This is a genomic window from Micrococcus endophyticus, assembly GCF_014205115.1.
Taxonomy (GTDB): Bacteria; Actinomycetota; Actinomycetes; order Actinomycetales; family Micrococcaceae; genus Micrococcus; species Micrococcus endophyticus.
The window spans coordinates 2,600,493-2,619,817 of sequence record NZ_JACHMW010000001.1; the positions used below are offsets into that span (position 1 = coordinate 2,600,493).

The 19,325-nt window shown below is 70.4% G+C and carries 14 protein-coding genes; 12 read left to right on the top strand and 2 right to left on the bottom strand.

The genetic code is table 11. From position 1 onward, the window contains the following. Nucleotides 1–71: 71 nt before the first annotated feature. The 6 genes from HDA33_RS12045 (at nucleotide 72) to HDA33_RS12070 (ending at nucleotide 6,652) form a co-directional block, all read left to right on the top strand. On the top strand, nucleotides 72–1,166 hold the full coding sequence (locus tag HDA33_RS12045; RefSeq protein ID WP_338104354.1) for a glycosyltransferase family protein: 1,095 nt from the start codon (nucleotides 72–74) through the stop codon (nucleotides 1,164–1,166). Then, on the top strand, nucleotides 1,163–2,542 hold the full coding sequence (locus HDA33_RS12050) for a glycosyltransferase (protein ID WP_338104355.1): 1,380 nt from the start codon (nucleotides 1,163–1,165) through the stop codon (nucleotides 2,540–2,542). Before HDA33_RS12045 ends, HDA33_RS12050 begins: the two co-directional genes overlap by 4 nt. Nucleotides 2,543–2,606: 64 nt before the next feature. Then, nucleotides 2,607–3,533, top strand: a complete 927-nt coding sequence (locus tag HDA33_RS12055; protein WP_184173520.1) for a 3'-5' exonuclease family protein — start codon at nucleotides 2,607–2,609, stop codon at nucleotides 3,531–3,533. A gap of 17 nt (nucleotides 3,534–3,550) precedes the next feature. Further along, entirely contained in the window at nucleotides 3,551–4,504 is a 954-nt protein-coding gene (locus tag HDA33_RS12060) for a WcbI family polysaccharide biosynthesis putative acetyltransferase (protein WP_184173522.1), read from the top strand. A 112-nt stretch (nucleotides 4,505–4,616) separates the two neighbouring features. Beyond that, the gene (locus tag HDA33_RS12065; protein WP_184173524.1) at nucleotides 4,617–5,798 is read left to right on the top strand and encodes an FAD-dependent oxidoreductase; all 1,182 of its coding nucleotides are present in this window, start codon (nucleotides 4,617–4,619) and stop codon (nucleotides 5,796–5,798) included. Between the two features lie 578 nt (nucleotides 5,799–6,376). Then, the gene (locus tag HDA33_RS12070; RefSeq protein ID WP_184173526.1) at nucleotides 6,377–6,652 is read left to right on the top strand and encodes a DUF1540 domain-containing protein; all 276 of its coding nucleotides are present in this window, start codon (nucleotides 6,377–6,379) and stop codon (nucleotides 6,650–6,652) included. Between the two features lie 9 nt (nucleotides 6,653–6,661). On the opposite strand, the gene HDA33_RS12075 is transcribed toward HDA33_RS12070, so the two are convergent. Beyond that, on the bottom strand, nucleotides 6,662–7,489 hold the full coding sequence (locus tag HDA33_RS12075; protein WP_184173528.1) for a hypothetical protein: 828 nt from the start codon (nucleotides 7,487–7,489) through the stop codon (nucleotides 6,662–6,664). 195 nt (nucleotides 7,490–7,684) lie between these two features. Continuing rightward, the gene (locus HDA33_RS12080) at nucleotides 7,685–9,445 is read right to left on the bottom strand and encodes a helix-turn-helix domain-containing protein (RefSeq protein WP_184173530.1); all 1,761 of its coding nucleotides are present in this window, start codon (nucleotides 9,443–9,445) and stop codon (nucleotides 7,685–7,687) included. Nucleotides 9,446–9,567: 122 nt separating this feature from the next. Between HDA33_RS12080 and HDA33_RS12085 the strand changes: the two genes are divergently transcribed. The 6 genes from HDA33_RS12085 to HDA33_RS12110 all read left to right on the top strand — a co-directional run bounded on the left by HDA33_RS12085 (nucleotide 9,568) and on the right by HDA33_RS12110 (nucleotide 19,276). Further along, complete coding sequence (locus tag HDA33_RS12085; protein ID WP_184173532.1) at nucleotides 9,568–10,671, top strand: alcohol dehydrogenase catalytic domain-containing protein; 1,104 nt, start codon at nucleotides 9,568–9,570, stop codon at nucleotides 10,669–10,671. A gap of 11 nt (nucleotides 10,672–10,682) precedes the next feature. After that, on the top strand, nucleotides 10,683–12,095 hold the full coding sequence (locus tag HDA33_RS12090; protein ID WP_184173534.1) for a hypothetical protein: 1,413 nt from the start codon (nucleotides 10,683–10,685) through the stop codon (nucleotides 12,093–12,095). 710 nt (nucleotides 12,096–12,805) lie between these two features. Beyond that, nucleotides 12,806–13,666 (top strand): restriction system modified-DNA reader domain-containing protein, encoded by an 861-nt coding sequence (locus tag HDA33_RS12095; protein ID WP_184173536.1) that lies wholly within the window; start codon nucleotides 12,806–12,808, stop codon nucleotides 13,664–13,666. A 97-nt stretch (nucleotides 13,667–13,763) separates the two neighbouring features. Next, the gene (locus HDA33_RS12100; protein ID WP_184173538.1) at nucleotides 13,764–16,556 is read left to right on the top strand and encodes a class I SAM-dependent DNA methyltransferase; all 2,793 of its coding nucleotides are present in this window, start codon (nucleotides 13,764–13,766) and stop codon (nucleotides 16,554–16,556) included. Then, nucleotides 16,553–16,690: a recombinase family protein gene (locus tag HDA33_RS12975; protein ID WP_184173540.1), complete on the top strand. Its 138-nt coding sequence runs from the start codon at nucleotides 16,553–16,555 to the stop codon at nucleotides 16,688–16,690. Before HDA33_RS12100 ends, HDA33_RS12975 begins: the two co-directional genes overlap by 4 nt. A 45-nt stretch (nucleotides 16,691–16,735) precedes the next feature. Further along, a complete protein-coding gene (locus HDA33_RS12110; protein WP_184173542.1) occupies nucleotides 16,736–19,276 on the top strand; it encodes a GmrSD restriction endonuclease domain-containing protein in 2,541 nt (846 codons plus the stop codon). The last annotated feature ends 49 nt before the right edge of the window (nucleotides 19,277–19,325 follow it).

The following is a 19,325-nucleotide window of genomic DNA, read 5'->3' on the forward strand; positions in this document are numbered from 1 at the left end:
CATGGCGTCCGGTTCGTCTCGGCGCGGCCCGCGCCGGCCGTCGCAGCAGCAGGTGAAGGGGACCGTTGGACGTGGAGTCGCAGCCGCAGGGGCGGGTGCTGTATGTGATCGTCGGCCCGCCGGAGCACGGCGTCGTCCGCCACGCCCGGCAGACGGCCGCCGCCCTCCGACGGGTGGGCGCCGAGGTGGAGCTGCTCACGGCGGAGGACGTCGCGGCGTTCCACGGCCTCGTGCCGCTGATGACCGAGGCCCGCTCCCTCGGCGCCGCCGTCCACCTGGACGTCACGGACGCCCTGTTCGGCCCCACCGCCGCCGTGGCCGCGGACCTGCTCGTGGACGTGCTCCCCGAGGGCGCCACGCTGACTCTGCACGACATCCCCCAGCCCGCCGAGGGGGACGGCCGCTACCGCCGCCGCGGAGAGGCGTACGCGCGGCTGGCGCACCACGCGGCCGGCGTCGTCGTCTCCTCCCAGCACGAGCGCGCGCTGCTGGCCGAGCTCGTGGACGCCGACGCGGACGTGGTGCCGCTGCCCGTGGAGGACCGCCGCGCCGAGGCCGCGCGCGCCGAGTCCGTGGTGCCGGAGAACATGGCCGGTCTGGACCAGGACGTGGTGCTCTTCGGGTTCGTGTACCCGGGCAAGGGGCACGCCCTCGCCCTCGAGGCGCTCACCGAGCTGCACCGTCAGTGGGGCCCGAACTCCGGGGCGCCGCGCCGGCTGACGGCGCTCGGACCCGTCAGCATCGGGCATGACGACCTCGTGGCGGAGCTGACCCGCGACGCCGAGGCGCGCGGCCTGGAGTTCCGCGTCACCGGGTTCGTGCCGGACGAGTTCGCGGACGCGGCCCTGCTCTCGGCGGGCATCCCGTTCGCGGCGCACCGCAACGTGTCCGCGTCCGGGTCTCTGGCGGCGTGGACCTCGGTGGGGCGGCGGGCCATCGCCTCCGCCGGCCGCTACACGGAGGAGATGGAGCGCCTGCGCCCCGGCACCCTGCGGCTCGTGCACCCGAACGGGTCGCCGGCCTTCGCGATGGCCGAGGCGATCGCCGAGGCGGTCGAGGACCCCGAGCGCACGTGGCTGGACCCCGCCGTGGACCTCTCGCCCGGGGCCGAGGACTGCGCGCGGATGCTCTTCGACGTGCTCCGCCGCGTGCACAGGTGGACGTGAGCGCCGCCGTCTCCGTGGTGGTGCCCTACTACCGGGCCCAGGCGGACCTCGACCGGCTCACGGCCGCGCTCGCGGCCCAGAGCGGTGTGACCGGCGGGCTGCAGCTCGTGGTGGCCGACGACGGCTCGCCCGTCCCGCCCATGGTGGGCCCGGACCCGCCCTTCGACGTGGTGACCGTGCGCCAGCAGGACCGCGGGTTCCGAGCTTCGGCGGCCCGGGCGCTCGGGGCGGAGGCGGCCGACGGCGACGTGCTCGCCTTCCTCGACGGGGACATGCTTCCCGAGCCCGGGTACCTCGCCGCGGCCGTGGCGGCGGTGGCCGAGGCGCCCCGGGACGCCGCGGTGGTGGGCCGGCGGCGGCACCTGGCCGAGGCCTGGCTGGAGCGGGCCTGGGCGGACGGCTGGCGGCCCGGGCATGAGGTGCCCGCGGACGCCCGCCTGGCCGACCCGGCCTGGCTGCGCGAGGGGTACCGGACCACGGACGAGCTGCGCCGCGCCGACTCCACCGGCTACCGGTACGTCATCTCGGCCGTGCTCACGGTGGCGCGTGAGGTCTACGAGGACGCCGGCGGCTTCGACCCCGCGTTCGTGGGCTACGGGGGGGAGGACTGGGAGCTGGCGCACCGGCTGTGGCGCGTGGGGGCGGCGCTGCGTCACGCGCCGGACGCGGTGGCGTGGCAGGCCGGTGCCGACTTCGGCGGGCGCGGCGACGCCGCCGAGGCCGCCCGGGTGAAGGCCCGCGAGGCGCTCGTGCTGGCCTCCCGCATCCCCGCGACGACGGCCCGCGGTCACGGCCTGTCCCTGGCCGGCCCGCTGCGGGTCGAGGCGCACGTGCGGGTGCCGGAGCGCGCGGACGGCGCGGCGGCGGCCGTGGTGGCGGTGGACGCCGTGCTGCGCGCGGCACCGGGGGCGCGGGTCGGCGTCGTGGGCGGCCTCGACGAGGCGGCGGCGCGGGCGCTCGGCGACCCCCGCGTGCGGCTGCTGGGCGAGCCCGACGGCGGCGCGGCGGCGGCCGAGGACCTGCCGCCGACGCCGGCGCGCGGCGACCTCGACGCCGTGCGGTCGGTGCCCGACTGGTCCGTGGACGTGCGCGTGCCGCTGCGGCCCGCCGCGGCCGGAGCCCGGCCTGACGCGGACGCCGTCGCCGCGTGGCTGCTGCGCCTGGAACGGGCCGGCGTCGAGCGTGTGGAGGTGCTGGGCGAGCCGGGCGAGCGGGCCGAGCGCGACGTGCTCGCCGTGCTGACGTGCGCGCGGGCGCTGTGGCGGCGCCGGCGGGGCGGGACGTCGCGGGTGTGGCGGGTGCCCGCCTCCCGGCTGGGCTGGGCGCCCGTGGCCGCCGTGCCGGACCTCGAGGCGTGGTGGGGCGGCTGGGGCTGAGCGGGCCGGTGCCCGCGGGGCGGGGCTGGCACAATCGCGGACAGGACGGAACACGGGAGGACCGATGAGCGAGCTGGACGAACTGGACTTCGTGGCCGTGGAGATCCACACCGCGGGGGCCGACCCGGCGTCCGTGTGCGCCGTGGACATGGCCCTCGTGCGTGGCGGCGAGATCGTCGCCGCCGAACGGTGGCCCGTGCGCCCGCCGACCGGGCCGACGTCGTTCTCCCGCCTGCACACGCAGCTGCACGGGGTGGACGAGGCCGCCGTCGCCGACGCGCCGGAGTGGCCCGAGGTGGCCGCCCAGCTCGACCTGCTGGGGGAGCACCTGCCGTTCGTGGCGTCCGGGGCGGACCGGGACCGGGGCGCCTACGAGGCGGCCACCCGCGCGACCGGCGGGACGCCGCAGGAGCACGAGTGGCGGGACGCCCTGGCCCTGGTGGGCCGTCTCCGCCCGGACGTCGACCCGCCCCGGATCGCGACCGCGGCCCAAGCCCTCGGCGTCCCCGACGGCGCCCGCCCGGCCGGCGCCGGGTCCGAGGCCGTGCGGACCGCCGACGTGGTGCTGGCGCTCGCCCGTCAGAGTGGGCGGGGCACCGTGCGCCGGCTCTGGAGCGAGGCGGCGCCGCCCACCCCGGACGAGCCGATCATCCCGGAGTCCCTGCGCCGGCGCCACGGCATGGAGCCGTCCGTGCCGCCCGCGGGCGCGCACCGGTGGGCGCCGCCCGCGCCGGCACCCGTCGCGGCGTCCGAGGCACCGGCCGCGCGCGGGGGCGGCGTGGGCTGGAAGCTCGCGGGCACGGCCATGGTGGGGATCGCGCTGGGCGCCGCACTGTTCTTCGTGGCGAGCGTCGCGGTGATCATGGAGTACCTGGAGGACGGGCGCGGCTCGGACGCCACGGTGGGCATGGGCATCGCGGCGCTCTCCGCGTTCCTGGCCTGGTGGTTCGGGAAGACGGGCGTCGACTGGATCCGTCGCCAGGACGGCTGAGGAGAGAGGACGCAGGCGTGCACGAGGACGAGGGACGACGCCGGCACTACGGCCACTTCTACGGGCTCGAGGACCTGCCCGAGGGCGACCTGCTCCTGGTGTGGGGCAACTGCCAGGGCGAGTCGTACCGGCGGCTCCTCGGCGGGGAGCCCGGCACACCGCTGCACGGGGCGGACGTGGTGAGCGTCCGCGTGCCACCGGCCTTCGAGGTCCAGCCGGACGAGGTCGAGCACCTGGAGCGGCTGCTGCCCCGCGTGAAGGCGCTGGTCACCCAGCCGATCCCGCACGACTACCGGGGCATGCCCATCGGCACGGACCAGCTCGTGGCCCGGCTGCCCGAGGACGCCGTGGTGGTGCGGATCCCCGTGGTGTACGACGTCTCGCGCTTCCCCTGGCAGGTCACCCTTCGCAACTGGAAGTTCGCGCCCGGGGCAGCCGAGCGGCCGGGGGAGGACCCGCCCGTCGTGCCGTACCACGACCTGCGCGTGCTGGCCGAGGCGGCGACGGGCCGTCGTCGGGAGGTGGCGCCGGCGGCGATCCGCGAGGCCGCGGCCGCGTCCGTGCAGGCGCTGCGGGCGCGGGAGGAGGCGAAGGGGACCCTGTCCATGGCGGATCTGGTGGCGGCGGAGCGGGGCGTCGGCTTCTACACCGTGAACCACCCGACCAACACGGTGCTGACCCGGGTGGCCGAGCGCGTGGCCGAGCACCTGCCGGGCGACGTCGCCGTCCAGCCCGTGCCCGCCTCCCGCGTGCTCCTCGGCGGGGTGCGCGCGCCCCTCGAGGCGGTCGTGATCGAGGCCCTCGACCTGGACGCCGAGCCGACCGAGGACTGGACCGTGGCCGGACAGACCGTCCCGGCCGAGCAGCTGCGGCGCACGCATCTGGACTGGTACGCACAGAACCCGCAGGCCGTGGAGGTCGGGATGCGCAAGTACGCCGAACAGCTGCGGATGCTGGGCCTCGCGGGCTAGCCCCGGCCCCGGCCCCCAGTGGAGGATGGGCGGCACGTCCCGTCTGCCCCGGAGCGCGTCTGCGGGGGCGGTCGTACCGTTCCCCTGACCCCGCCACCCCACGGAGGACCACGTGACCGAGCAGTACGACATCCTGATCGTCGGTGGCGGCAACGCCGGCGTGTCCCTGGCCGCCGCACTGCGGCGGAGGCGGCAGGGTCGGGTCGCCATCGCCGACGGCCAACAGCTGCACCGCTACCGGCCGATGTTGAACTACGCGGCGGGCGGGCAGGCGGACATGGCCCGGTTCGAACGGCCGATGCGGGCCGTCATCCCGGACGGGGTCGAATGGATCCCGGACCACGTCGTGGCCGTGGACGCCGAGGAACGGACCGCGGTGACGACCACCGGGCTGACCGTCGGCTTCGGCCACCTGGTGCTCTGCCCGGGGCTGACCCCGTGGTGGGGTGCGATCGACGGGCTGCGTGAGGCCTACGCCGCCGGATGGGCGGCGAGTGCGCACGTGCCCGAGCACGTGGACGCCGCCCGGGCGCTGCTGTCGCGTGTGGCCGCGGGGGACCGTGTGGTGGCGAATGTGCCGGCTGAGCCCTCCTCGTGCGGCGGCACCGTGCTCAAGGCGCTGTTCCTGGCCTGCGCGGCGTGGGAGCGCACGGGGATCCTGCCGGACGTGGATGTCCACCTGGTGACCCCGTACGGCCGGATCCTGGACCGGCAGACCATCGACCCCGCTCTGGCCGAGGCCGTGGCGAGGTACGGCATCCGTGTGCACGCCGACGCAGAGGTGAACGCGGTGGACCACGAGGCCCGCGAGGTGGTGCTCAACACCGGTGAGCGGATCACCGACGTCGCGGCCGCGTACATCACGCCCGTGGTGAGGGCCCCGGAGTTCATCGCCGAGGCGGGCCTGGCGGACGACGGCGAGGCCGGCCTGGCGGCCGCGGATCCCGCGACCCTGCGGCATCGCGTGCACCCGCACGTGTGGGCGCTGGGCGACGCCGCCGCCCTGGGCACACGGCCCTCCGGCGGTGCCCTGCGCCGGCAGATCAAGGTCCTGGCCCAGAACATCCAGGCCGCGGATGCGGGGAAGCCGCTCCAGAAGTACGACGGCTACACCGTGATCCCGGTGATGGTCAGCCGGGACGAGCTGGTCCTGGACGAGCACGTCCGCGACGGCTCCGAGGACCGGTCGGTCCCCGGCGTGGACCTGACGAAGCCGCGGAAGAGCACGGCGGCCTTCGACCGCTTCGGCCAGCCTCGGATCTACTGGCACCGACTGCTCAAGGGGAAGGTCTGAGCCCAGCGTTCTCGCTGACGCGACACGTGCGGCGGGCGTGCTTTCCCTTGCGGGGCGCCCCCGCCCGATCCGGATGACGACGCCGGCCCGCCGAGCGTTTTCGTTCGGGAAACGGCGGCGTGTCGCACCGCTTGGCCGCGGTGTCCACGCCCACGCGCTCGTCCCGGGCGCGCAGGAGGGCCTCGTCCGAGAGGTGCTCATCGCGCCCATGGGGTACTTCGGCTAGGCCAGGCCGGATGCCGCGTCCAGGAGGCGGGGCTTGAACGGGTGGCCCTTTCCGACGGCGGCCATGAGGGCGATCTTGCGGGCTGCTCAGGAGGCGAGGACGGCGGATCGTCGGCGCATCTGACCCTTCTGAGTGGGCGCGTGGTCGCCAGAAGGGCCAGAGATGCAGAAGATTCCGGGTAGGGGCGGGCACGACGTCGGTCCATACGGCACGCGACAATGCGCAAAATTCATTTGCGCTAATCCTCTATGGACTAAGTCTCACCCCTCTTGTGCTATTCGTGGGCCGGGGTAATCTCGATTCCAGCAGCACCGTCCCAGTCCGGGGCGGGCCCGAACCGGAAGGACCTCCCATGACCGCCACCGTCAGCTCCTGCGCCGCCAGTGCCTGCGCCTTCAATGCCGAGACGTCCTGCAACGCCCTGGCCATCACCGTCGCCGGCTCCGACCGCACGCCCGGCTGCGGCACCTTCGTCCAGCTGGACGTCCGCCGCCCGGTGACCGAGGGTGCCTCGACCGTCGGTGCGTGCCACCGCCTCGAGTGCACGTACAACGCCGACCTCGCCTGCACTGCCGAGGGCATCGAGGTCACGGACGTGGCCACCTGCGCCACCTACTCGATCGACTGACGCCGCCCCTCAGGGGTGGGCGACGCGCGCGGGGATCGCGTCCAGCAGTCGCCGCCAGGCGTGCCGGGGGCTGTGGTCGAGCCGGCTCGCGCTGGGCAGGGCCACGTGCACCGCGGTGGTCTCGCCGTCGCGGACGCGCAGCAGGGTCACCCCGGCTTCGTCCGCGTCGAGGGCATGGGCGGGGGACTCGGACCGGGGTTCGGTGCCGACCTGCAACGGGGTGCTCTCGCCCGGCAGCAGGCCCAGGGCGACGGCGTCGGCCAGGTCGGCGAGCACCTCGGGGGCGGTGCCCAGCACGTCGTCCGCCAGGTCTGCGAGCTCGGCCTGGTCGACGAGTCCGCGCGACGTGAGCGGCAGGGTGTGGCGGCAGAACACGGCGACGCCGTCGACGTCGTGCAGCAGGATCCGCTGGGTCTCGACGACACCCACGCGCACCCGCGGGCCGACGTCGGCCACGAGGTCCGCGACGCGACCGCGCAGCCCCAGCTCCGCGACCTCGGCCGAGTCCCGGCACCAGCGCAGGGTGCCGAGCAGATGCACGGATGCCAGGCGGGTGGGGAGCGTGAGGTCCAGGGCGTCGCGCAGGACGTCCACGCGCACGTCCAGCGGCGCGGGCGTGTGGAACGCGCCGAGCGAACCGAGGAGGTTGGGGACGTGGGCGACCACGAGGCGGCCGTCCGCGCTCACGCCGTGGACGGCCGTCGTGAGTGTCTCGCCGGCGCGGAAGGCCGTGACCTCCACGGAACCCTCGCCACGGAGCAGTCGCTGGGCCAGCAGCAGGCGACGGGACGCCACGGGCGGCAGTGGATGGGCGGGGTGCGTGGAGGCGTGGGCCATGGGGGTCCTTCCGGCGGGTTTCCGGAAACCAGTAAGGCACACCTCAGTGAGATACGCAAGGCGAGTGTTGTGTATTTATCGGGTGCGGGGCGGTGGGGCGTGTATCAGGAATCGTCTGCGGATCTGACCCTTCTCGGCGGCCGTGGCCGGGTCAGAAGGGTCCGATGTGCAGAAGAGTCCTAAGGCTCGGGGCTGTCACTCCCGGGTGCGCTCCCGGGGCCGGCGAAGCTCCGCGGCGCGACGACGGGGTTGACTTCGCGCGGGTGGTGCGCCCGGAGCGCCGCCGTCGTCGCGTGCTGCCGAGAGCAGGGCGAGATGGAGGTCGAGCGACCGCGGGGGCGTGTGCCAGTCGGGCCCCAGGACGGCGCCGAGCTGCTCCAGTCGTTGAAGGACCGTGTTGCGGTGCAGGAAGAGCCGGCGGGACGTCTCGGCCACGTTCATTCCGGCGTCCAGGTAGGCCAGCGCGGTCTCCCGGAGGGCCGAGGCACGCTGGGGCGGCAGATCGCGCAACGGCGCCAGCGGGCGGGCCGTCACGTCCTTGCCCGCCTCGCCGACCCCGGCGAGGACCATGCCCACGGCGCCCACGGTCGACGCGTCCACGGCGTGGAGCCCTCCGGCCACCCGGCTGACGGCGAGGGCGTTCTCGAGCGTGCGGAACGCTCCCGGCAGATCGCGGAGGTGCTCGCCCGGCCCAAGGAAGGCCATCTGCCATACGGCCTCCGTCGCGTGCCGAACCGCGGCCTCCACGCGGGCGGGCACATCCGGGCGGTCGCCGACCACGCACCATGTGCCGCCCCACGGGGCGCTGAGGCGCACTCCGGCGACGGGTGAGAGCACTCGCTCGGCGAACTGGGGTTCGGGTACGGCGGCGAGATCGATGACGACCAAGCTGACCTGTGAATCCTCGCGCAGGCCGAGCTCGGAGAGCGCCCGACGTCGTCGCACGATTCCACCGGCGGAATCATCGACGAGTTCGGCCAGCAGGCCGGCGCCCGCCTCGAGCTCGGTGGCGCGCCGCGCGCTGCGGAGCCGTCGTGCGAGCAGGAGGTGCTGCGCGGTCCTGACCAGGGCCTTCTCCTCGGCAGGGTTGAGGGCGCGGCGGACGGCGAGCCAGTCGTGCGCGTCCCGATCTGCGGCAACGAGCGTCCAGGTGCAGCCGTCCGGCGCCACGACCTGGTGGACCACGCCTGCGGTGTGACGGGAGGGGAGGGTGGGGGCGGGCCGCAGCGGCGACGTCGGACGTTCGGGGGAGAGGAGTTCCACCTCCACCCCGAAGTGCTCGGAGGCCCGATTGAGCACGGCCGTCTCATTGGGCTCCGCCAGGAGGGCCTGGCATTGGCGAGAGGAGAGCTCCTCCAGGCGAGTGAGCTCACGCAGGGACTGGCGTTCGTGATCCCGGTCTGCGTCCGCGCGCCCCGCGGCGTTGAGTGCCTCCGTGTAGCGGTGTGCGTTCTGGATCGCGATGGCGGCATGTTTGGCGAGTGACTCGACGATGGTCACCTCGGAGTGGGTGAACCTCCGGGCGCGACGTTCGGCGACCATCAGGGCGCCGAGCGGTCGGCCGTCGACGACGAGGGGTGAGCCCATGATCGCGTGGACGCCCTCGGCCTGCACCGCGTGGTCCACCTGGGGGATGTGGGTGATCGTCGGGTCGTTGGAGTAGTCGAGGCTCTGGAAGGGTGCCAGACCCTCCGCCACCTTCCCGAGCACTCCCGTGCCGATGGGCATGCGGATCGTCCGGTACGCGTGGGTCACGACGCCCTCAGCCCGGCGGATGTACGTCTCACCTGCTGCGTGGTCATTGAGGCTGAGATACGCCATGTCCGTTCCGACGAGGGCCCGAGTACGCCGAACGATGGACGCCAGGACGGATTCGGTGTCGGCCAGTTCCGCGAGGTCGGCAGCCGTGTCGAGCAGGGCTCGGAGGAGGCGGTGGTCGAGGGCGTCAGTGGACATTTTGCCTACTCTATCCCGTGAGAGATGGACTGGATGTCTATAGCGCTTGAAGGGGTGCGCTGGTGGGATGAGGGGAGGCCATGAGGCCTACATCACACATCCCCGTCGTGGAAGGCGCTCACATGCTGATCCGTGGAGCTGTTCTCGAGGAGATCGGCAGGCAGAGGCCGTACGCCTCGTCCCGTCCCCTCACCGTCTCGGACCTGGAGCTCGATCCCCCGGGCGCAGGCGAGATCCTCGTCCGCATGGAGACTTCGGGCGTGTGCCACTCGGATCTCTCCGTGGTGAACGGTCATCGTGTTCGGCCCGTCCCCATGCTGCTCGGCCACGAGGCCGCCGGGATCGTCGAGGAGCTCGGTGAGGGGGTCGACGACGTGGAGATCGGCCAGCGGGTCGTCATGACGTTCCTGCCTCGATGCGGCGAATGCGATGCGTGCAAGACCGACGGTCGCCTGCCCTGCACCCCCGGCACGGAGGCGAACAACGCCGGCGTCCTCCTGGGCGGCGGGACCCGACTCCACCGCGACGGCGACGAGGTGTTCCACCACCTGGGCGTCTCAGGATTCGCGACCCACGCGGTCGTGAACCGGAAGTCCGTGGTGCCCGTCGGCTCCGACGTGCCGGCCGCCGTCGCTGCGGTCCTGGGATGTGCCGTGCTGACCGGCGGCGGCGCCCTGCTCAATGCCGCGGCCCCGGAAGAGGGGGACTCCATCGCGATCGTCGGACTCGGCGGCGTGGGGGTCGCGTGCCTTCTGACGGCGGTGGCGAGCGGTGTGCAGGAGATCATCGCCGTGGACATGTCCGAGGAGAAGCGGGAGCTCGCCCTCAGCTATGGCGCGCATGCCGCCTACTCACCCGAAGAGATGGCGGAGCGCGGCATCAAGACCACCCACGCCGTCGAGTGCGCCGGCCATCCGGCGGCCTTCACGACGGCGTTCAACGCGACGTCGCCGGGCGGCAGGACCGTCACGGCAGGGCTTCCCTCGCCGGAGCAGACGGCGGAGATCTCACCGCTCACCATCACGGGTGAGGCCCGCACGATCATCGGCTCGTACCTGGGCACCTCTGTGCCCGCTCGCGACATCCCGCGATACGAGCAGATGTGGCGTGAAGGTCGGCTGCCCGTGGAGAAGCTCGTCTCCGCGACCATGCGGCTCGACGACATCAACGAAGCGATGGACCAGCTGGCCGATGGCCGTGCGGTCCGTCAGATCATCGAATACTGAAGGCCACGGACATGACGACTACTGCGCATCACTCGCTGGACGACGAAGGCATCGGGGAAGTCTCCCCGCACTGGAAGGCAGGGCCCTTCCAGATCCGCCTGCCGTTCGTGCACTACCGCTTCGAGTGGCCGGACTACGTCCAGGGCCTCCTGATGTGCGCCGTGGACCTGGCGGCCATCCCCCTGATGGTCGAACTGCTCGGCATGCCGTTCGAGGTGGCCCTCGCCGTCGTGGTGTTCAACGGCCTCCTGTACCTCACCCATCACCTCCTCGGCGATCCGGTGGTTCCCGGGTGGATCACCCCGGCGATCCCGCTGGTCATGGCCTACTGCTCAGCGTTCCCCGAGGGGGAGGAGCGCGTGCATGCACTCATCGCGTTCCAGTTCATGCTGGGCGTCTTCTCGATCACGTTGGGTGCGACGGGACTCGCCTCCAAGGTGGTCTCGCTGATCCCCTCCGCCATCAAGGCGGGCGTCCTGGTGGGTGCGGGAATCGCCGCCGTCCAGTCACTCTTCGTCGCCGGAGGGCGTTTCGAGACCTTCCCGGTCACCATCACGATCGCGGTGGGGATCGCCTTCCTCCTGCTCTTCTCCAGCCGGTTCGCCGCGATGCGGACCAAGAACCCGATGTGGCGCACGATCGGCAACCTGGGCATCCTCCCGGTGATCCTCCTGGCCGTGGTCATCGCGCCCCTGGCCGGCGAAGCGCCGTGGCCGACCATCGAGTGGGGGTTCAACACCCCGGACTTCGCGGGCCTCTTCGCCGGATACACGATCTTCGGCATCGGCCTCCCGCCGGCCTCGATGTTCCTCACCGCGCTGCCCACCGTGCTCGCGACCTACATCGTCGTGTTCGGTGACGTCCTCCAGTCCCGGGCGATCCTCAAGGAGGCCGACCAGATCCGCACGGATGAGGCGGTCGTGTACAACCCGGACCGTGCGCACCTGATCTTCGGCGGCCGCAACACCCTCATGTCCATGATCGGTCCGGACGTGGCCATGTGCGGTCCGATCTGGTCTGCCATGCACGTCGTGATCGTGGAGCGCTACAAGGAAGGCCGCAAGGCCATGAAGTCGATCTTCGGCGGGGCAGGGTCGTTCCGGTGGGGCACGAACACCGGGCTCCTGCTGCTGCCGATCGTGACGCTGGTGCAGCCGGTGCTCGGGGTGGCACTGGCCCTGACCCTGCTCATCCAGGGATTCGTGTCCGTGAAGGTCGGCATCATGGAGGCCCGCAGCCTCAAGGATCTTGGAATCGCGGGAGTCACCGCGGCGGTGCTGGCGTCCAACGGTGCCGCATGGGGCCTGGCGACGGGAGTCATCCTCTGCCTCGTGGTCTACGGCCGGGACTTCTTCCGCGGTGAGCCGGATGCCACCTTCAAGGCCATGCTCCGCGCGCAGGAGGGCCAGGCCGCCGAGAGCTGACCTCTCACGGGCCGCAGCCGTCGACCGAGGCCTCGGGATGCATCGCCCAGTGCGACGCAGACCGGGGCCTCGGTGCGTGGGTGGGTCTGGCCGCCGGAGGGTCCGCGCGACGAACTGAGTCGGAGTGGGAAGCGGCCGTGCCGGGTGAGAGCCGAGACCTGGGATGTCGCCGTGCCAGAATGAGGCCGACTGCCACACCGCCGTGCTCCGAAAGGCTCTGCCGCCTTGGGACTGATGCACGCATAGGTGACAGTCCCATGGCTCGGATCCCGGGCGAACGAGGCCCCCTGGGTGGCCTGGCGTTTCAGGATCATCCGTACGGCGCGTTCACGCAGCTCGAGGCTGAACTTCTTGGGCATGGTCCGATTCTCCTTCAGTTGGATCGGAACGAAACCCAGGGCGCTTCAGGCTCTGCCAACGAGGTCACCGGGCCAGCGTCATCCTTCCCGGCTCGGACCTGGGGCGGGTTCCCTGACAGGCGCATCCGCGACGCAGATTTTTGACGAGCCACGCGCGGAGCCAGGTTGCCGGCTGCCCTCGTGTCAGACTGCAAAGAGATCGACCGATTTCCTGCAGGTCGGCATGACAGGGGAAGCGAGGCGCCAGCACCATGGCACCCACCGAGGCTCGAACGGCGGCGTTAGATCAGAGGCACAGCTACGACGTGATAACTGACGGCCATCTGCTCATCTCCCAGGGGAATGGGTGTCATGCATAAGGCGCCCCCTCCAGAACGGGATTCGCGACTGCCGTTCACCGTTCTGCTCGCGGACGCCCCCGGGCAACCGATCGAGATCCACGATCACTCCGTCGGCCTCCACATGGTTCTCGTCGAGAAGTCGTCGGTGCACTGGTTGAACACGGATTGGGACGTCACCGGCGTCTACCTGTTGCTTGACCTTGTCCAAGCCGACGGGTCCTTCGGTGCCTATGTTGGGAAGTCCCCGGCAGGGGTGCGGTCACGGCTACAGCAGCACGAGCGAGAGAAATCCTGGAACCGCGCCCTCTTGATCCGCCGGTCTACGTTGCACGGGTTGACCTCCGCGCAGGCAGGGTGGCTGGAAGGCGACCTCCATGAGCTCCTGCGCGCATCCGAGCGCGCTGTTCTTAGCAACTCTGTAACGCCCGGTGACGACACCGTCCCCTCCTACGACCAGACCATCCTGGAATCGTTTCGAGATCCCATCGTTCGTGTCCTCCGCCTCCTCGGCTACGAGACGGAGAGTGTGGATTCCAGCTCTCCGGCCGGTGGAACGCAGCAACGACGAAGCAGCAAGTACGCCGGCATTCAGCTCGCCGACCTCATCGGCACCGATCTCCTTCATGCAGGGGACCGGCTGATCTCGGTCAACAGCTCGTGGCCGGCCAGCGCGAGCGTGAACAGTGACGGGACCATCTCCTGCAACGCCACTTCGTACACGTCGCCCTCCGCGGCCGCGGCCGCAGTAAGGGGCGGGGCGGCCAACGGCTGGGACTTCTGGGCCGTCGAAGGCCCGGGCAAGTCCGTTCGCCTGGCCACTTTGCGTGAGCAGTACTTCGAACAGCGAGAAGCGGAGGGCTCAGACACCTGAGCAACCCAAAAGCCGTCCTGCAGCAAGGCCGAGATCCATACGGGCTGGCTGACAGGACACTGCAGGACTGATGATTTCGGACCCCGGAGGGACACACATGGCAGACCAGGCGCAGGCTGCGCGCAAGCGCGCCGCGAAGGAGTTCGCGGAGAAGTGGGCCGGACGCGGCTATGAGAAGGGCGACACGTCCTCGTTCTGGCTCGAGCTGCTGCGCGATGTGGTCGGCATGGAGGACGTGACCACCAACGTCCGGTTCGAGAACCGCACCACCGAGCGGGGCTTCATCGACGTCGTCATCCGCGACGCCAAGACCGTGATCGAGCAGAAGTCTCTCGGCGTCGACCTGGACAAGGCCGAGATGCGCCAGGGCGTGGCTGTGACCCCCTTCGGGCAGGCCAAGCGCTACGCCGACTCCCTCCGGAACTCGGAGCGGCCAGACACGATCATCGTCTGCGATTTCGACCGCTTCCGCATCCACGACCTGGACACCGAGCACCCCGAGCGGGACTACGAAGAGTTCCGCCTGGCCGAGCTGCCCGAGCAGCTGCACCTGCTGGACTTCCTCCTTGACCCCCAGCGCGAGCGGCAGCGACGCGAGACGCAGGTCTCCCTGGACGCCGGCGCCCTGATCGGCAAGCTCTACGACATGCTGCGGGCGCAGTACCTCGACCCCGACTCCGAAGCGTCGATGCACTCGCTGAACGTGCTGTGCGTGCGGCTGGTGTTCCTGCTGTTCGCCGAGGACGCCGGCCTGTTCCCCAAGAACGCGTTCTACCACTACCTCAAGCCGGTGCCGGCCGATCGGGCCCGGGCCGCGCTCAAGGAGCTCTTCGCCTACCTCAACGCCGCCCCGCAGGAGCGGGACCCCTACGCCTCGGAAGCACTGAAGGCCTTCCCCTACGTCAACGGCGGCCTGTTCGCCGCGGACGTGGAGATCCCCCAGCTGACCCAGGACATCGTCGACATGCTCCTGGATGAGGTCAGTGAGGGTACGGACTGGTCCCAGATCAGCCCCACCGTGTTCGGCGGCGTGTTCGAGTCCACCCTGAACCCCGAGACCCGCCGTTCCGGGGGCATGCACTATACCTCCCCGCAGAACATCCACCGGCTGATCGACCCGCTGTTCCTGGACGAGCTAAAGGCCGAACTGGACGGCATCCTCACCGCCCAGGGCGTGGGGGACCGTAAGCGACGCAACGAGCTGACCCGGTTTCACGACAAGATCGCCGGCCTGAGGTTCTTCGACCCGGCCTGCGGGTCCGGGAACTTCCTCACCGAGACCTACATCCAGCTGCGCAAGCTCGAGAACAAGATCCTCTCCGTGCTCCTGCACGACCAGGGCGTCTTCGAGCTCCAGGAGCAGCACTCCCCCCTGAAGGTCTCCCTGCAGCAGTTCCACGGCATCGAGATCAACGACTTCGCCGTGAACGTGGCGACCACGGCCCTGTGGATCGCCGAGCTGCAGGCCAACGCCGAAGCCGAGACCATCGTCTACGGCATGGTCAAGGACCTCCCCCTGAAGGACTCCGCCCACATCGTGCTCGGCAACGCCCTGACCGTGGACTGGGCCGAGGTCCTGGACCCGGCCGAGTGCGACTACATCATCGGCAACCCCCCGTTCCTCGGCTACTCGAACCTGTCCTTGGAACAGAAGGCCGACCGTCAGAAGGTGATGGGGGCGGCCGGAGGCGTTCTGGACTTCGTCACGTGCTGGTTCGCGCTCGCTGGCCAGTACATGGGGGGCACCCGAACACAGGCGGCCTTTGTTGCCACGAACTCGATCTGCCAGGGCCAGCAGGTCCAGCCGCTGTGGAAGCCACTTTTCGAGGCCGGGGTGGTCATCAACTTCGCCCATCGCACCTTTACTTGGGCAAGCGAATCCAAGGACGCGGCCCACGTGCACGTGGTGATCGTGGGCTTCGGTTATCACTCCTGGTCACAGAAGACGTTGTTCACACATCTGCGGGGCGGGGAGGTCGCGGTTGAGCATCCAGACAACATCAACGCCTATCTCGCACCAGCGCCCAACCTGTTCATCGCCAAGCGCAGTAAGCCATTGAGCGCCCCGGTGCAGATGATCGCCGGAGGGAAGCCGACGGATGGAAAGCATCTGCTGCTCAGCAGGGAAGCGCGCGATGAGCTGGTGGCAGCTGAACCAGCGGCTGAGGAATGGATTCGGCCGTTCTCCATGGGCGAGGAGTTCATCTCAGGGACCGAGCGGTTCTGCCTGTGGCTGGTGGACTGCCCGCCGGAAATCCTGAAAACCATGCCTCTGGTCAGGGAAAGGGTTGAACGGGTCAGGTCCATGCGGCTGGCATCGCCTAAGCCGGCCACACAGGCGAAGGCGGCGGTCCCGTGGCGCTTCGACGAGGTCAAGTACCGCGGAGAGGGCGATTACATCGCGGTGCCAAAGGTGTCCTCTCAGCGCCGCGTATACGTCCCCATCGGGTTCGTTACGGACGGGATGATCCCTGGCGACAAGCTGTTCTACATCCCGTCGGAGTCCCGTTACGTCTTCGGAGTCCTGATGTCCCGCGTCCATAATGCGTGGATGCGGTCTGTGGGCGGCCGCCTCAAGAGCGACTACAGCTACGCCAACACGCTGATCCACAACACGATGGTGTGGCCAGACACCTCTGACTCACAGCGTGAGAAGATCGAGAAGGCTGCTCAGGCCGTGCTGGATGCGCGAGCAGAGCACCCGCAGGCTTCACTGGCGGATCTGTATGAACCGGACGACGCCTGGCTCTACCCGGCTCTCACCGCCGCGCACCAGGCCCTCGATGACGCCGTGGAGCGGGCCTACGGGCTCGAACCTGGCCTAGACGAAGCTGACCTGGTCGCGCACCTGTTCGAGCTGTACGGCAAGGCTGTAGGAGCCACCTCGTGAAGCTCGGCTATGTCCGCGTGAGCACCCGCGACCAGGAAGGCTCCCTCCAGGCCCAGGAGACTGCGCTGGCCGGGGCCGGCTGCTCGAAGAGCTTCCAGGACCGGCTCTCGGGGGCCAGAGCCGACCGGCCCTGACACCTCGGGACGACCTGGCCTTAGGGCCCCCGTTAGGCTCGTCCCATGGTCGCCGCGCGTGAAGTCACCCTTCAGGAACTCCTCGGGGGCTCCTACCAGTACACGGTCCCGCTCTATCAGCGGACGTACTCCTGGGGCCGCCCGCAGTGGCAACGACTGTGGGAGGACGTCGTGGACGTCGCCGACCACCGGCGGGACAACCCGTCGGCAACCCACTTCATCGGCTCCCTCGTTCTCGCCGGCTTCCGGGACAACGGGCCCGGCGGCGTCCAGCGGTGGCTCGTGGTGGACGGGCAGCAGCGACTGACGACGCTGACGCTCCTCCTCGCCGCTGTCCGCGACCACCGGGCTGAGCACGAAGGCCCCATGCACGCCGATCGGGTCAACGAGAAGTACCTGGTCAACAAGTGGGAGGACGGCGATCTCCGCTACAAGGTCCTGCCCACCCAGGCCGACCGTGCCGCCTACCGCGGGCGGATCGAGCACGCCCCGGACGCTGCCGAGGGCTCCAGGATCAGCGAAGCCCACCAGTTCTTCCTGACGAAGCTGTTCGGGTTGAGTCAACCGTCTGCTGACGGTGAAGAGGAGCAGCTGACCTTGGCGGAGGTTGAGTCCGCCGTCGTCGCCGGCCTGTCGATCGTGTCCGTGACCACCGGGGAGAACGACAACGCTCACCGCATCTTCGAGTCGCTGAACAACACCGGCCTCAAGCTCACCCAAGGCGACCTGCTCAGGAACTACCTGTTCATGCAGCTGCCCACACGGGCGGATGAGGTCTACACCACCCTGTGGCTCCCGTTGCAGAACCTGCTCTCCAATGAGGAACTGGAGACGCTGTTCTGGCTTGACCTGGTGCAACAGGATCCCAAGGTCCGCCAGACGGAGATCTACGCGGGGCAGCAGCGTCGCATGCGTGGCCTGCAGGATGAGTCGCAGGTCAGGGCGGAAGTCGAGCGGTTCCTGGCGTTGGGGCGTCTCTACGACGTCATGCTCCGTCCGGAGAAGGAGAAGGACGCCGCAGTGCGGTTCCGCTTGGCGCGCCTGCGCGCCTGGCGCACGACGACGACGTTCCCCATCACACTGCACCTGATGGAGCGCCGGTCCTTGGGGGACATCGACTCGGACGAACTGGCCCGTGCGCTCCTCTACCTCGAGTCGTACCTGGTCCGGCGCCTCGTCTTCGGCCGCTACTCCGACGGTCTCAACACCACCTTGCTCGCGGCGACGGCGGACATCCAAGGTCAGGACGATCCGGCGGATGCCCTGCACCGCTTCCTCTCCAGCGGACGGAAGCACTTCGCCTCCGACGATCAGATCCGCCAGGCCGTGATGACGGCACCCTTCTATACGACGGGCCGGGCGGCCCACCGGAAGCTGATCCTCCGGTGGATCGAGGAGTCCTACGGCAGCAAGGAGCCGGTGGATCTCGACAGCGCGACCATCGAGCACGTCATGCCGCGGACGCTCACGGAGGAGTGGGAGCGCGCTCTGGCCGGTCAGCTCGAGGCGCACCAGGACCTTCGAGAGGTGCACACCGAGCTCCTGCACACCTTGGGCAACCTCACCCTCACCGGGTACAACAGCGAGCTGAGCAATGGGCCCTTCGCGGTCAAGCGTGCGGAGCTGGCCAAGAGCGGCATCCGCATGAACCAGGAGATCTCCGCTGAGCCGGTATGGGGTCCCGCGCAGATCCGTGCTCGCGCCGAGCGGCTGGCGGACCGGATCGTCGGCATCTGGCCGGGACCCTCAGCAGAGGCCGCCTCCGGAGTCGCTCACACGGCCTGGCAGACGCTGACGGATGCCGTCGCGGCCATTCCCGACGGGTCCTGGACCTCCTACGGCGAACTCGCACGGCTGATCGGAAGCCATCCGGTCCCCGTGGGCACCTACCTCGCACGGACGGCCCTGCCGCACGCTCATCGTGTGCTCCAGGCGGGAGGCACCGTCTCTCCGTCCTTCCGGTGGCCCGACGTCCACCGCACGGACGATCCGCACGACGTCCTCGCAGCCGAAGGCGTGCGCTTCTCCGAGGACGGACGGGCCGACGGCGGCCAGCGGCTGTTGGCGGAGCAGCTCGCCGAGCTCATCGATGTCGACGTCGACCTGACCGATCCCCGGTCGCTCGCCGCCCCGGGCAACGACCCTGCGCTGCGGGACCGCTGGGTCGACCGACTGCACGACCACAACGATCCCGAATCGGCCCGCGCACTGATCGAGGTCCAACGAGGCTGGGTCGAGCGCGGTGGCCGGGCGGAATTCGCGGACAATGCCGCCGGCGGTTGCTTCTTGGTCGTCCCGCGCGCGTCAGCACGCGTTATCTGGCCGGTGATCCTGTACCCGACGTACGGCGTCGAGGTCGTCTTCTATCATCTGGCGAAGTGGGCTCCCTTCACGGACGAGGCGCTTCTCGACGAATTCCGGGGGCGTCTGAATCTCGTCCCCGGGCTGGAATTCGGCCCTGAGGCTCTCCGTCGGCGCCCGAGCATCAGGCCGCAGATCCTTCAGCCGGCCGCGGCGCAGGAGGCGTTCCTCGATGCGCTGGAGTGGTTCCTGCACACCGTCCAGGAGGACGACAGAAGTGCCTGACAGCCCTGCCAGGGGCAGGTCCTGACGACGCGCCGACCCCCTCACCCCG